Here is a 13,698-nt window from a genome sequence, read left to right as displayed (position 1 = left end):
TTTACGTCCCTTCATGCGGTTGCGGAGCAACGAGGCGCACCGGACCGGGCGCCACGACGATTTCACATTTCACCGAGTTGGCAATGAAGCACATTTCATGCGCCTTCTCGTGCAGTTCGGCGAGCCGGGCCGGGTCTGGCTGGCTGTCCGCGATGATGGTCATCACGGGGCGCAGGGTGACACGGGTGATGCCCATGCGCCCCGGCGCGATGCGGTGCATTTCCGCCTCTGCCCGGTCCTCATAGGCCTCGATCAGAAACCCGTCGCGGCGGGCGAAATCGAGGAAGGTCATCATGTGGCAGGAGGAGATGGCGGCAGCGAAGGCCTCTTCCGGGTCCACGGCTTCAGGCACCGAATGGGGCAGCGGCACGACGGTGGGCGAGGCAGAGGCTGGCACCTCCACACCGCCGTCAAAGCGCCAGGTGTGGCCGCGGGAGTAGCGTCCATTGCGGAACTCGCCCTCGCGGCGCCAGATCACTTCGGCGGTGTAGAGATGGCCGGGCATGGGTCAGAGCGTGTCCACGTAGGCCTTGTAGGCCGCCTCGTCCATCAGCTCTGCCAGCTCGCCCTCGTTGGAGATGCGCAGCTTCATGAACCAGGCCGCCCCTTCCGGATCCTCGTTCACCATGGCCGGGCTGTCCGTCAGGACGCTGTTGACCTCGGTCACCTCACCGCTGACCGGGGCATAGACCTCGCTGGCGGCCTTCACCGATTCCACAACGGCGGCGTCATCGCCCCGCGACACGCTGCGGCCGACGTCCGGCAGTTCCACATAGACCACATCGCCAAGCTGGCTCTGGGCATAGGTGGTGATGCCGACGGTGGCAACGCCACCGGACACGGCAACCCATTCATGATCCTTGGAGTAATAGGTCGTCATTCTCTGGTCTCCAGACTGGATGATCTTCTGTTTCTGAACGGCTCACGCCTTGGCGGCGCGCACGTAACGGTGCTCCACGAAAGGCATCGTGGTGACGGTGGCTTCCAGCTCCTTGCCGCGCACGATGAGTGCGAGCTTCGTGCCGGGGGCGGAATGGGCAGCGGCGACATAGCCCATGGCGATGGGCTGGCCGAGGGTCGGGGCAAAGCCGCCGGAGGTGACGGTGCCGATGGCCTCGCTGCCGCCGGGCACGCGGATTTCCGCGCCCTCGCGCGCTGGCGCACGGCCTTCCAGCTTCAGGCCGACGCGCTTGCGGGCCGGACCTGCGGCGAGTTCGCCCTGAACACGGGTGGCGCCGGGGAAGCCGCCTTCCTCGCGGCGGCGCTTCTGCAGGATGAAGGTGATGTCGCCCTCGACCGGCGAGGTGGTCTCGTCAAGGTCATGGCCATAAAGGCAGAGCCCGGCTTCAAGGCGCAGGCTGTCGCGCGCGCCAAGACCGATCGGCTTCACCCGCTCATCCGCCAGCAGCGCCTTGACGACGGCTTCCGCAGCCTCTGCCGGAACAGACATTTCCACCCCGTCTTCGCCGGTATAACCGGAGCGCGACACGTGGCAGCGGATGCCGTCGAAGTCCATCCAGGCCGCACTCATGAAGGCAAGGTCTGCCGCCTCCGGCGCGTGCTGGGCAACAGCGGCAACAGCCTCCGGCCCCTGCACGGCGATCAGCGCGCGGTCCTCGACAATTTCAAGGCGGACACCTTCGGGGAGCGCGGCTTCGATCAGCGGATAGTCCACATCCTTGCGCGAGGCATTGACCACCAGGAACAGGCGGCCATCGTCTTCCTCAGCCACCGGGCGGGTGACCATCAGGTCATCAACGATGCCGCCTTCTGCGTTGAGCAGAACCGTGTAGCGCTGCTTGCCGCGGCCCAGTTCCACCATATTGGAGGGCACAAGAGCCTCAAGCGCGCGGGCGGTGGTGGCATGGTCCGGGCCAATGAGCCAGGCCTGGCCCATGTGCGACACGTCGAAGAGCCCGGCGGCGGCGCGGGTGTGAAGGTGCTCGGTCAGGATGCCGGCGGGATATTGCACGGGCATCTCATAGCCCGCGAAAGGCACCATGCGGGCGCCAAGCGCCACATGCAGGTCATGAAGGGGGGTACGCTTCAGGTCCGCCTCAGGGGCGGCCGCAGAATCAGTCGTGGCCATCAAGGGTCCTCGTCGTCAGTGGCGCAAGGACAGACCTGTAACGGCCCATCCGCACCCCCTCTGTCCGAGTACCTGAGAGATTTCCCGCCCGGCGCACGGAGGCAGCCGGAAGGTTACTCCTTCGGTGAGACCTCACGCATCAGCATGCGAGGCCTGCTTTCCAGAGCGTCAAAACGAAGCGGTCCTTTTGCCTGAGAGTTTCCGGGGCGGTTGCTCCTTCGGCGCTGTCTCAGATCCCCCGCATTGCTGCAAGGCACCTCTCCAGCCTCTCCCGCTGTCGCCTTTTTGAACCGGCGGCACCTGCCCGATGAAATGCCAGCACCGCCGTTCCGCCCACCTGTCACGACCCAGATGAGCGGCGTGATTGTCTATTCCCGTCCTGCCCTTGTCAATATCCGCCATCCTGAGATGGATAGGTATTCCCGTCCCGTTTGACGGCAAGGGTTAAGGACATGTGCACATGCCTCAGCGGCGCTTCGTCCGCTGCGGCGCGCCTTCGTCAAAGCCGAAGACGATCTTGAGCGAGGCATCACGCGGCACCACGAAGGAGTCTTCGACCAGCGACCAGGTTATGGCCGGAGCCCCTGCCGCCGCCGTCACGGGCACGGATAGAAGCTGAGAAACCACCGGGGCGGCATCCGAAACGCCCTGCGGAATGATGGCAACACGCACCGGCAGCTTGATTTCACCGCCCGGCCAGGCAGGACCCGGCGTCACGCGCCCGGCAAGGCCGACCTTGATGCGGGTCTGGTCGCCTTCGCGGCGGCATTCGCGGGCCCAGTCTTCAAGATTGGCCTGATAGAGCAGCGCGCGGGCGTCATGCTCCTTGCCGCGCTCATATTTGGTGATGAGGAACGTGTCCGACTGCAACTCGATCGGCGGGCAATAAGGCTGCTTCTCGAAGGCCTGCGGGTCCACCTGGATCGGCCCCTGCCCGCCGCTGACGATCTTCTGCGTCAGGCTGGGGCCTGCCGGCGCACCGCCCGTATCAGCGGAATCACCACCGCCGAATGACATGCAGCCGGAAAGGAGCCCCGCCAGCGCGGCAAAGGTGGCCACGCGGCCTGCGGCAGAACGGGCGGAAATGCGTTCGACTTGCAGCATTCAGAAGTTCCACTTCACTCGAAACCTGTTCGCCGGTCTATAACAGGCCATATCCGTTTTGGCGAGACGCAGCCTGCCTCTATGGATGCACGGCGCAGAATGCAGGGCTTGCCCTGCAGCAATGCGCATGCTTCCCCTTGACAGGCCATGGGGTGATCACTCTATTGCCCCCATGAGCCACGCTCAAGGACCTGACATGACCGGCAATCATGGCGCTCTTCCGGCGCTGGACGTGAAATTGTGTGCACCGCGCGGCTTCTGCGCAGGGGTGGACCGTGCCATCCAGATCGTCGAACTGGCGCTGGAGAAGTTCGGCCGCCCGGTCTATGTGCGCCACGAGATCGTGCATAACCGGTTTGTGGTTGACGGGCTGAAGGCCAAGGGCGCCGTTTTCGTCGAGGAGCTTGACGAGATCCCGGCAGACCAGCGCGACCGCCCGGTGATCTTTTCCGCCCATGGCGTACCGAAATCCGTGCCGGAAGATGCGCGCGGGCGGAACATGTTCTTCCTCGACGCCACCTGCCCGCTCGTCTCCAAGGTGCACAAGGAAGCCGAGATCCACGACCGGCGCGACCGTGAGATCCTGCTGATCGGCCACGCCGGCCACCCGGAAGTGATCGGCACCATGGGCCAGCTGCCGGAGGGCACGGTATTCCTGATCGAGACGGAAGAGGATGCGCGCAACTATCAGCCGCGCACCGGCCGTCAGCTTGCCTTCATCACCCAGACGACCCTGTCGGTGGACGACACCAAGGGCATTGTCGAGGTGCTGAAGCAGCGCTTCCCCGATATCGTCGCCCCGCACAAGGAAGACATCTGCTACGCCACGACCAACCGTCAGGATGCGGTGAAGGTGGTGGCGCCGCAGGTGGATGCGATGATCGTGGTGGGCGCGCCCAACTCGTCCAACTCCCAGCGCCTGCGCGAAGTGGCAGAGCGTGCCGGATGCCGCAAGGCCGTTCTGGTGCAGCGGGCCTCGGACATCGACTGGACCGATTTCGAGGGCATTTCCAGCCTCGGCCTGACGGCAGGCGCCTCTGCGCCCGAAACGCTGGTCGAGGAAATCATCGCCGCCTTTGCAGAGCGCTTCACCGTGACGGTGAACGAGGTGCGCACCGCGGAAGAAACCATCGCCTTTAACCTGCCGCGCGAACTTCGCACCATGGCAGACGTTCCCAGCGCAGCCGAGTAGCCCCCAATGGCCGTTTATACCGAAGTTGCCGACGAAGACCTTGCCGCCTTTGTCGCCCGATACGGCGTTGGCCGTCTCCTGTCCTACAAGGGCATTGCCGAGGGCGTGGAGAACTCCAACTTTCTGGTGCGCACGGATCAGGCCAATTTCATCCTCACCCTCTATGAAAAGCGGGTGAACCCGGACGATCTGCCCTTCTTCCTCAACCTGATGCAGCATCTGGCGAAGAAGGGCATCAACTGCCCGCAGCCGCTGGTGGCCGAAGACGGCACCATGCTTGGCACGCTGTCGGGCCGCCCCGCTGCCATGGTCACATTCCTGGAAGGCATGTGGGTGCGCCGCCCGCGCCTCGAGCATTGCGCCGCCCTTGGCGAAGCGCTTGCCCGGCTGCATCTGGCCGGTGCCGACTTCCCGATGACGCGGCACAATGCGCTGGATGTCAGCGGCTGGCGCCCCCTCTTCAACCGCTCGGCGGAGCGCGCCGATACGGTGGTGCCCGGCCTTGCCGAAGAGCTTGCCGGCGAACTCGACTATCTGGAAGCCAACTGGCCGAAGGATCTGCCGGGCGGCGTGATCCATGCGGATCTCTTCCCCGACAACGTGTTCTTCCTTGGCAGCGAACTGTCCGGCCTGATCGACTTCTACTTCGCCTGCACCGACAGCTTTGCCTATGACGCGGTCATCTGCATCAACGCCTGGTGCTTCGAGGCAGATGGCGCCTTCAACGTCACCAAGGCGCGCGCCTTCCTCAATGGCTACCGCAAGATCCGCCCCTTCACACAGCAAGAGTTCGCTGCCCTGCCCCTGCTGGCACGCGGCGCCTCCATCCGCTTCCTGCTGACGCGCCTTTATGACTGGCTCAACGTCCCCCCCGGCGCGCTGGTGACGCCTAAGGACCCCACCGAATATCTGCGCAAGCTGCGCTTCCACCGGGGCGCTGTCTCCGCTCATGATTACGGACTGGACGCATGAGCGAGGACGCGAAGGTCGTCATCTACACGGACGGTGCCTGCTCGGGAAATCCGGGGCCGGGCGGCTGGGGCGCGATCCTGCGTTTCGGCCCGCACGAGAAGGAGCTGAACGGCGGCGAGGCGGACACCACCAACAACCGCATGGAGCTGACGGCGGCCATCGAGGCCTTGAGCGCCCTCAAGCGCCCCTGCGCCGTCGATCTTTACACCGACAGCGTTTATGTGCGTGATGGCATCACCAAGTGGATGTTCAACTGGAAGCGCAACGACTGGCGCACCGCGGACAAGAAGCCGGTGAAGAATGCCGACCTGTGGCAGGCTCTCGACGCCGCGCAGCGCCAGCATCAGATTTCCTGGCACTGGGTGAAAGGTCACGCCGGACACCCGGAGAATGAACGGGCCGACGAACTGGCCCGGCTCGGCATGAAGCCCTATCAGAAAGGCCGCAAGGCAGCTGGAGACAGCAACGGATGAAGCCCCTGCGCAAGGCAGATTTCATGGCGGGAGATGACAGCTCCGGGCCGGAAGAGGCTCGGGCCGCCGCTCATTCCCAGGAAGGCGGATCCGGCGCGCATGACAATGCCGCCTCCCTTGCCCGCAGCGTGTTGATCCTCGCCAATCCGGCTTCCGGCGGCTACCGCCCGCGCCTTCTGCAGGACATTGCCGCAAGGCTGGAAGCCAGGGGCTGCACGGTGACCATCCGCCTGACGCGCCGGGCCGGAGAAATCGGTGAGATCTGTGCCGATCCGGCCCTGCGGACCGGCATTCTGGCGGTGGCCGGCGGCGATGGATCGGTCAATGAAGCGATCCGCGGCTTTCAGCAGAACACAGCAGCGGCGGCTCCCGAACTGGCGGTCATTCCCTGCGGCACCGCCAATGTTCTGGCCGCCGAGTTGAAGCTTCCGCGCAGCGCCGAAGGCATCGCGCGCATGATGCTGCAACGGCGCAGTGTGCCGCTGCATTACGGCCTCGCCAATGGCCGGCCCTTCGTGCTGATGGCCTCTGCCGGGTTTGATGCGGAAGTCGTTCACGCGGTGCCGCTGGCGCTGAAGCGCCGCCTCGGCAAGCTCGCCTATGTGCTCACCGCGCTCGACATCGCCTTCTCGCGCCATGGGGAAGACCTCTTCGTGCGGATCGGCGATGAGCCGGAGAACGGCGAACAGGCTGGCCGGACACTCACGTGCCGCCTCGCCGTCGTCACCAAGGCCCGCCACTATGGCGGCCCTTTCGTCATCTGCCCGGATGGCGGCGTGACACGGCCCGGCCTGCATCTTCTGGCGCTGGAAAAGGACACGCCGCTTGCCGCCCTGCGCTTCGGCCTCGCGCTGCTGACGGGCCGCCTGCACAAGACGAAGGGTGTCACGCTGGTGCCGGTGAACAGCCTCACCCTCACCAGCCGCCGCGCCGTGCCCGCCCAGATCGACGGCGATCCCTTCGGCGTCACGCCGCTGACCCTGACGGACGGCAACCGTCCGCTGGCCCTGCTGGTGGGGTGACGTTTACTGGAAGAGCGTTCCGAGCTTGGCCAGCCAGTTCAGCACAAACTCCAGGTTAAACCTCTCCGGCGTCGTCCCGGACGCAGCGAAGCGGAGATCCGGGACCGGTGAGTCACGGCTTATGCTTTGGATTTCATGTGATTAAGCTGCACCCCGGCTCTCCGGTCCCGGATCGCGCGGGGCGCGTCCGGGATGACGATGGAGAGATCGGAGCGTTGCCTGCACCCGGGCGCGAAAAACGGCCGTTTCTGCTGCCTCAAGCCTCGTGGTGCTCACGCAGATACGCGGTGGCCTCTTCTGCGGTCATGGCTTCGCCGAAGAAATAGCCCTGCGCATATTCACAGCCGAGCTGGAACAGCTCGAGCGCATCGGACTCGCTTTCCGCCCCTTCCGCGACGATGGACATGCCCAGATCATGGCCGAGGGCGATGATGGAGCGCAGGATGACCGGTCGGGCCGACTGGCCGTTGTGCCGCACGAAGGACTGGTCGATCTTGATCGTATCGAAGGGGAAGCGCTGCAGATAGGCCAGCGAGGAATAGCCCGTGCCGAAATCATCCAGCGACAGCCCTGCCCCCAGACCGCGCAGGCGCTCCAGCACTTTGGCCGCATATTCCGGGTTGGACATGACCATGGATTCGGTCAGCTCCAGCTTCAGCGTGCCCGGAACAATGCGCGAGCGCGACAGGATGGCCTTCACTTCGTTGATGAGGTCATGACGCAGCAGCTGGCGGGAGGAGATGTTGACCGAGAGGAACAACGGCACCGGCGTGCGGATCTTGTCCTGCCATTCGGCCAGCTGGCGCGCGCCCTTGTCGAGCACATAGACGCCCAGTTCGTTGATGAGGCCGGACTGCTCGGCAATCGGAATGAATTCGCTCGGAGCAATCGGCCCGCGCTTGGCGTGTTTCCAGCGGGACAGAACCTCGAACCCGGCGACGGACTGATCCGAAAGGCGCACGATGGGCTGGAAATGGACGGCGAGTTCGCCGTCCTTGATCGCCTTGCGCAGGTCGCCTTCCAGATCGATTACATTGCGGCCCAGCGGGCGCAGGATCGGGCGGAAGACCTCCTGGCGGTCACCGCCGAGGCGCTTGGCATGGTTCAGCGCGATTTCCGCATCCGTCACCAGCTCTTCCGCCGTCTGGCGCCCGCCTTCGAACAGGGCAAAACCGATGGAGCAGGTGAGGAAGACCTCGCGGTCGCCATAGGTCACCGGCGCGCGCACGGCCTTGCGAAAGGCGTCGGCCACCTGGGCAATGCGTCCGGCCTCCTGCTCCGACAGCAGGATCATGCCATACTGGTCGCCGCTGAGCCGGGCGAGGGAATCCTGCGGCTGCAGCATGCGGTCGAGGCGGCGGGCGATGGTCAGCAGGATCGAATCCCCTGCCGACAGGCCGATGCCGTCATTCACCTGCTTGAACCGGTCGAGATTGAGCAGAAGCACCGTCGGCTTGGCGATGCTGCTGTCCGCCTTGCAGCGGGCAAGAGCTGCCTCCAGCCGGTCCATGAAGAGTTCGCGGTTGGCAAGGCCCGTCAGGTTATCATGCACAGCGTCATGCAGCAGCCGCTCTTCGGCGGTCTTCTGCTCGGTGATGTCCAGCAGCGTGCCAACGCAGCGGATGACTTCGGCATCCGAGCCCAGAATGGGGCGGGCACGCAGGCGGAACCAGCGGAAATGGCCATCCTCGGAACGCAGGCGGAAATCCTGCTGCACCTTTCCGCGCCGCTGATCCACCACTGCATCCAGCGTGGCGCGGAAGCGGTCGCGGTCCTGCGGATGCAGCACATCCAGCCAGTCACGCGCCGGGCCATCCAGCGTGCCATGGCGAAGGTTCAACAGATCCTCGACTTCGTGGCCGGTGTAGATGCGGTCACGGTCGATGTCCCAGTCCCAAATGATATCTCCTGCGCCGGTGAGGGCCAGAGCGCGCCGCTCCACATCCGAAATCAGGCCTTGGACGATGGCACCGCCCGCAAAGGCGTGCTGCATCACCGTGAAGCCGATCAACAGGACGATCAGGACCAGACCGCCACCCAGCGCCGGCTGGGCGATGTCGTTGTTGAGCACGCCCAGAACGGTCATCGCCGAGCCAATGAGCCAGACGATCAGCAGGAACCAGGTGGGGATCAGCATGATCGCCCGGTCATAGCCCTGAAGCGCCAGCACCAGAATCGTGGCAAAACCGGCAAAGCCGATGAAGCCGAGCGACAGGCGCGCGATGCCGGCCGCAATCGAGGGGTCCCAAACCGCGACACCGAGAAGCCCCAGCAGCAGGGTGAGCGTGCCCAGCGCCAGATGACTGTAGCGGATGTGCCAGCGGTTCAGGTTGAGATAGGCATAGAGAAAGATGATGAGGCTGGCCGCCAGCATCACTTCGGCGCTCGCCCGGTAGAGCTGATCCTCGCCCTGCGTGAGGTTGAACACCCGGCTCCAGAAGCCGAAATCAATGCACAGATAGGCCAGAACCGCCCAGGCCAGCGAGGCCGTTGCCGGGAACATCACCGTACCCTTGACCACGAACAGAATGGTCAGGAACAGCGCCAGCAAACCGGAAATGCCGAGAATGATGCCGCGGTACAGCGTGTAGGCGTTGACGGTTTCCTTGTAGGCATCGGGCTCCCACAGGCGGATCTGCGGCAGCTCGGGCGTGCGCAGTTCGGCCACATAGGTGACGATGGCGCCCGGGTCGAGCGTGATCAGGAAGACATCGGCCTCAAGGCTTTTCTGCCGCTCCGGGGCAATGCCCTGGCTGGGCGTGATCGAAGCCACACGGGAGGTGCCCAGATCCGGCCAAATCATGCGTGACCCGGCCAGCTGATAGAAAGGCGCGACGATGAGCCGGTCGACCTGCTCATCGGAGGTGTTGGTCAGCGAGAAAACCGCCCAGTTTGTATTCTGCCCGTCGCGCGAGGCCACCTCAATGCGCCGGACAATGCCATCGGCACCGGGCGCGGTGGAAACCTGCAGGCGCGGTCCGGCATCGCGGTAAAGATCGATTGCGCCGGTGAGTTCCAGCGCCTCCACATCCAGCGGCACCGGGATCGGCTCAAGCGCAAGGGCGCGGCCTGCGAACAGGGTCGCAGTCAGCAGCAGCAGTACGGCAGCCAGGAACCGGAGAAATGTCACCGGCAGTTGAAGCGGAGTGGCGAGCATGGCTCGAACAGTTAAAGGGTTGTCGGCCATGTCACAAGATTTCTTTCGAGGCGCCACTGGTCCATTGTGGAGAGGCGGCCGCAACGGCCGGCACCGGATCATCAGCAAGGCGTGCGAAGAGGATATGGTCCTGCCACTGACCGTTGATATTGAGGTAGCGGCGCGCATAACCTTCGCGTGTGAACCCGTTCTTGCGTAGAAGCTGGATCGACGGCCCGTTGCTGGGAAGGCAGGCCGCCTCGATCCGGTGCAGGCGCAACACATCGAAACAGAATGGCGCGATCAAGGCGACCGCGCTGGACATGTAACCTTTTCCAGCGTGCCGTGCGCCCATCCAGTAGCCGAGCGAGCAGCATTGGGAGACACCGCGCCGGATGTTGGACAAGGTCGCCCCGCCCAGAAGCGTTCCATCCTGTGAAAAGAGGAAGAAGGGATAGCTGCGCCCCTCCTTGCGGTCATTGGCATAACGGCGAAGGCGGCGGCGGAAGGCGGGCTTGGTCAGATCATCCACCGGCCAGAGCGGCTCCCACGGGGTAAGGAAGCTGCGGCTTTCTTCCCGCAGCACAGACCACTGCGGGAAGTCCGCCATCAGCGGCGGGCGCAGATAGAAGCCCTGCCCCCGCAATGTGGGCTCTGTCTCCGACGCTCCGAAGGACAGAAGCAAGGCCACCTGACGCCCCCCTTATCCCGGCCCGGTTCAGGCGAAGGCGCGCTGCGGCACAGGGCCGCTGAGGCGCTCCTGCACCTCGTCCAGTGTCATCATCTCTCCGATGGGGCCAAGGCCCGTCAGCGTCGGCTGGCTGGAGGTGAAGATGTCCGATGCCACACGGCGCACACTCTCGGCCGTCACCGCATTGATGCGCTGCGACACTTCCTCAAGGCTCAGCGTGCGGCCATGGATCAGCATCTGCCGGGCGATCTGACCGGCGCGGGCGGCCGGGCTCTCCAGTGCCATCATCAGTCCGGCGCGGATCTGCGCACGGGCACGGGCTACCTCCTCCTCGGAAATGTCGCTGCCTGCGCGCTCCAGTTCTCCCAAGATCACCGGCATCAGCTCTTCGAGGTTGTCCTCGCCCGTCGCCGCATGCAGGCCGAAAAGGCCCGTGTCGTTGAAGGCCCAGTGGAACGAATAAATCGCATAGCACAGGCCCCGCGTTTCCCGCACTTCCTGGAAGAGGCGCGAGGACATGCCGCCGCCCAGCACCGCGGCCAGGATCTGCGAGGCATAGTAATCCGGCGAGGCATAGGACTGGCCCTTGAAGCCCAGCAGGATCTGCGCCTCCATCAGCTCCTTTTCCAGACGGCCCTCGCCACCGGCATAGGTGGCTTCGCCCACAGGCGCCGCCTGTTCGCCGCTGAAGCTGGAGAACTGATCTTCCGCAATGCGCACCAGCTCGTCGTGATCCACGGCGCCTGCCGCCGACAGAACCATGTCCGGCCCCCGGTAGCGGTTGGCCAGATACTGGGTCAGCGAATCCCGGTCGAAGCTCATCAGGGTTTCGGGCGTGCCAAGGATCGGCCGGCCCAGCGGCTGACCGGGCCAGGCGGTGGACTGGAACAGGTCGAAGGCCTGATCGTCCGGGCTGTCCAGCGAAGCGCCGATTTCCTGCAGGATCACATGCTGCTCGCGCGCCAGCTCTTCCGCATCGAAAACGGAGTTCTTGAGGATGTCGGCCAGAAGATTTGCCGCCAGCGGCACGTCCTCGGCCAGCACGCGGGCATAGTAATTGGTGTGTTCGACGCTGGTGGAGGCATTCAACTCGCCGCCAACAGCCTCGATTTCCTCGGCAATCTGGCGGGCGCTGCGGGTGGCGGTGCCCTTGAAGGCCATGTGCTCCAGCAGATGGGTGATGCCATTCTGCTCTGGTGCCTCCGCCCGTGACCCGGTCCTCACCCACACCCCGAGCGCCGCAGTCTTCAGGCTCGGCATCCGGTCCGTGATGACGGTCAGCCCATTGGCCAACCGGGTCGTCCTTACTTCCATGCGGTCCTCCCGGGCTCACAGGGGAGCGGGTGGCGTGTCACGCCTGCCCTTGTTTCAGCCATCCTGCCCTCAGGCATTCCGGCGCTCCGGCTGCGGCAATACTGTTTCACGGCTTGCGGGCCTTTGCCAGCCCTTGTCATTGTTGTGACACATACCCTAGGGCACGGCCAGATGGCAGCTCAAGCAGAAAGGGGCGCAAGCAGCCTTGCGCCCCTTTCTGCGTCAATTTCAGGCCGTGCCTTTCACGGCGCGGGCGTTTGCCTCGACATGGCGCTCGATGGCGCCCAGATCCGCCGGCAGCACGCTCTGGCGCTCCGGCGCGGTCATCATCGGCTCCAGCTGTTCGGGCAGAGCCGGATAGACACCGCTGGCAGCCTTGACGGCGGCGGGGAACTTGGCCGGATGGGCCGTGCCCAGCACAACCATCGGCGCTTCGCCCGCCCCCAGCTCCTCGGCCACATGCACGCCGATGGCGGTATGCGGGTCGAGCAGGTAGCCGGTTTCCGCATGGGTGCGGGCAATGGTGGCAGCCGTCTGATCCTCGCCGCAGCGCCCGGCCGCGAAGAGCTTCCGCATCTCGCCCAGCGGACCATCAGCGATGGTGAAGCTGCCGGACTGGGAGAGGCTGCCCATCATGGCCTTCACGGCGGCGCCATCGCGGCCATGCATTTCCGCCAGAAGCCGCTCGAAGTTCGACGAGATCTGGATGTCCATGGACGGGGAAATGGTCGCCGAGACGCCGCGCATCTCGTAGCGGCCCGTTTCCAGCGTGCGCACCAGAATGTCGTTGCGGTTGGTGGCAATCACCAGCTTGTCGACCGGCAGGCCCATGCGCATGGCGGCGTAGCCTGCAAAGATATCGCCGAAATTGCCGGTCGGGACGGTGAAAGACACCGGACGGTGCGGCGCGCCAACGGCAACGCCTGCCACGAAGTAATAGACGATCTGCGCCAGAATGCGCGCCCAGTTGATCGAGTTCACACCCGACAGGCCCACCCGGTCGCGGAAATCGAAGTGGTTGAACATGCCCTTCACGATGGCCTGGCAATCATCGAAATTGCCTTCCACCGCCAGTGCATGAACATTGGCTTCCGTGGGCGTCGTCATCTGGCGGCGCTGCACGTCGGACACGCGCCCTTCGGGGAAGAGGATGAACACATCCGTGCGCTCGCGGCCGCGGAAGGCCTCGATGGCCGCCCCGCCCGTGTCGCCGGAGGTGGCGCCAACGATGGTGGCGCGCTGGTTGCGCTCGGCCAGCACATGGTCCATCAGGCGGCCCAGCAGCTGCATGGCCACATCCTTGAAGGCCAGCGTCGGGCCGTGGAACAGCTCCAGCACGAAGCGGTTCGGCGCGATCTGCACCAGCGGCGTCACCGCCGGATGGCGGAACGTGGCATAGGCCTCATCGATCATGCGCTTGAGATCGGCATCCTTGATGGTGCCGCCGGTGAAGGGGCGGATCACCTCGAAGGCGACATCCTGATAGGACTTGCCGGCAAAGCCTGCGATGGTTTTGGCGTCAAACTGCGGCCAGGTCTCGGGCAGGTAAAGCCCGCCGTCACGGGCAAGGCCCTGAAGAAGAACATCTGCGAAATCGAGAACAGGTGCGCAACCACGCGTACTGACATATCTCACCGCGCCGGATCCCTTTATGTCTGGCTACAGTCCTGCGCCCTGGCCAATTTGCGGCGGGTGCAGTCAACAG

At 64.7% G+C, this 13,698-nt stretch carries 12 protein-coding genes and 1 riboswitch; of the genes, 4 read left to right on the top strand and 8 right to left on the bottom strand.

The annotated features are described in order from the left end of the window. Window position 1: 1 nt before the first annotated feature. The 4 genes from IF10I1_RS12470 to IF10I1_RS12455 form a co-directional block, all read right to left on the bottom strand. On the bottom strand, window positions 2–505 hold the full coding sequence (locus tag IF10I1_RS12470; protein WP_050471953.1) for an OsmC family protein: 504 nt from the start codon (window positions 503–505) through the stop codon (window positions 2–4). A gap of 3 nt (window positions 506–508) precedes the next feature. Next, window positions 509–880, bottom strand: a complete 372-nt coding sequence (gene gcvH, locus IF10I1_RS12465; RefSeq protein WP_186393080.1) for a glycine cleavage system protein GcvH — start codon at window positions 878–880, stop codon at window positions 509–511. A gap of 42 nt (window positions 881–922) precedes the next feature. Continuing rightward, on the bottom strand, window positions 923–2,089 hold the full coding sequence (gene gcvT, locus IF10I1_RS12460; RefSeq protein WP_186424525.1) for a glycine cleavage system aminomethyltransferase GcvT: 1,167 nt from the start codon (window positions 2,087–2,089) through the stop codon (window positions 923–925). A 169-nt stretch (window positions 2,090–2,258) separates the two neighbouring features. Continuing rightward, a riboswitch (glycine riboswitch) is annotated at window positions 2,259–2,373 on the bottom strand. A 181-nt stretch (window positions 2,374–2,554) separates the two neighbouring features. After that, on the bottom strand, window positions 2,555–3,193 hold the full coding sequence (locus IF10I1_RS12455; protein WP_123193669.1) for a hypothetical protein: 639 nt from the start codon (window positions 3,191–3,193) through the stop codon (window positions 2,555–2,557). Window positions 3,194–3,389: 196 nt separating this feature from the next. On the opposite strand from IF10I1_RS12455, the gene ispH reads away from it, so the two are divergent. Genes ispH through IF10I1_RS12435 form a run of 4 tightly spaced genes read left to right on the top strand, consistent with a single transcriptional unit; the run spans window position 3,390 to window position 6,852 of the window. After that, a complete protein-coding gene (gene ispH, locus IF10I1_RS12450) occupies window positions 3,390–4,385 on the top strand; it encodes a 4-hydroxy-3-methylbut-2-enyl diphosphate reductase (RefSeq protein ID WP_058897807.1) in 996 nt (331 codons plus the stop codon). Between the two features lie 6 nt (window positions 4,386–4,391). Further along, window positions 4,392–5,357, top strand: coding sequence for a homoserine kinase (locus IF10I1_RS12445; RefSeq protein ID WP_186424524.1), 966 nt, complete (start codon window positions 4,392–4,394; stop codon window positions 5,355–5,357). Beyond that, entirely contained in the window at window positions 5,354–5,830 is a 477-nt protein-coding gene (gene rnhA / locus IF10I1_RS12440) for a ribonuclease HI (RefSeq protein WP_186393076.1), read from the top strand. The genes IF10I1_RS12445 and rnhA overlap by 4 nt, the downstream gene beginning before the upstream one ends. Next, a complete protein-coding gene (locus IF10I1_RS12435; RefSeq protein WP_186424523.1) occupies window positions 5,827–6,852 on the top strand; it encodes a diacylglycerol kinase family protein in 1,026 nt (341 codons plus the stop codon). Before rnhA ends, IF10I1_RS12435 begins: the two co-directional genes overlap by 4 nt. A 256-nt stretch (window positions 6,853–7,108) precedes the next feature. Here the strand turns inward: IF10I1_RS12435 and IF10I1_RS12430 are convergent, their stop codons facing one another. From IF10I1_RS12430 to thrC, 4 genes are all read right to left on the bottom strand, one after another. After that, entirely contained in the window at window positions 7,109–9,982 is a 2,874-nt protein-coding gene (locus IF10I1_RS12430) for an EAL domain-containing protein (RefSeq protein WP_371341221.1), read from the bottom strand. Between the two features lie 58 nt (window positions 9,983–10,040). After that, a complete protein-coding gene (locus tag IF10I1_RS12425) occupies window positions 10,041–10,679 on the bottom strand; it encodes a GNAT family N-acetyltransferase (RefSeq protein WP_186424522.1) in 639 nt (212 codons plus the stop codon). A 27-nt stretch (window positions 10,680–10,706) separates the two neighbouring features. Beyond that, the gene (locus IF10I1_RS12420; RefSeq protein ID WP_186424521.1) at window positions 10,707–11,993 is read right to left on the bottom strand and encodes a pitrilysin family protein; all 1,287 of its coding nucleotides are present in this window, start codon (window positions 11,991–11,993) and stop codon (window positions 10,707–10,709) included. Window positions 11,994–12,221: 228 nt separating this feature from the next. After that, window positions 12,222–13,628 (bottom strand): threonine synthase, encoded by a 1,407-nt coding sequence (gene thrC, locus IF10I1_RS12415; protein ID WP_186424520.1) that lies wholly within the window; start codon window positions 13,626–13,628, stop codon window positions 12,222–12,224. Window positions 13,629–13,698 lie beyond the last annotated feature (70 nt).

It is taken from the genome of Pannonibacter sp. I15F10I1, assembly GCF_900185665.1.
Taxonomy (GTDB): domain Bacteria; phylum Pseudomonadota; class Alphaproteobacteria; order Rhizobiales; family Stappiaceae; genus Pannonibacter; species Pannonibacter indicus.
This window is presented reverse-complemented; position numbering and strand designations above follow the sequence as displayed.

What these genes read in the sequence shown, in the direction of transcription:
- IF10I1_RS12470 (WP_050471953.1), bottom strand. Translation starts at nt 505, where the DNA reads ATGCCCGGCCATCTCTACACCGCCGAAGTGATCTGGCGCCGCGAGGGC.
- gcvH (WP_186393080.1), bottom strand. Translation starts at nt 880, where the DNA reads ATGACGACCTATTACTCCAAGGATCATGAATGGGTTGCCGTGTCCGGT.
- gcvT (WP_186424525.1), bottom strand. Translation starts at nt 2,089, where the DNA reads ATGGCCACGACTGATTCTGCGGCCGCCCCTGAGGCGGACCTGAAGCGT.
- IF10I1_RS12455 (WP_123193669.1), bottom strand. Translation starts at nt 3,193, where the DNA reads ATGCTGCAAGTCGAACGCATTTCCGCCCGTTCTGCCGCAGGCCGCGTG.
- ispH (WP_058897807.1), top strand. Translation starts at nt 3,390, where the DNA reads ATGACCGGCAATCATGGCGCTCTTCCGGCGCTGGACGTGAAATTGTGT.
- IF10I1_RS12445 (WP_186424524.1), top strand. Translation starts at nt 4,392, where the DNA reads ATGGCCGTTTATACCGAAGTTGCCGACGAAGACCTTGCCGCCTTTGTC.
- rnhA (WP_186393076.1), top strand. Translation starts at nt 5,354, where the DNA reads ATGAGCGAGGACGCGAAGGTCGTCATCTACACGGACGGTGCCTGCTCG.
- IF10I1_RS12435 (WP_186424523.1), top strand. Translation starts at nt 5,827, where the DNA reads ATGAAGCCCCTGCGCAAGGCAGATTTCATGGCGGGAGATGACAGCTCC.
- IF10I1_RS12420 (WP_186424521.1), bottom strand. Translation starts at nt 11,993, where the DNA reads ATGGAAGTAAGGACGACCCGGTTGGCCAATGGGCTGACCGTCATCACG.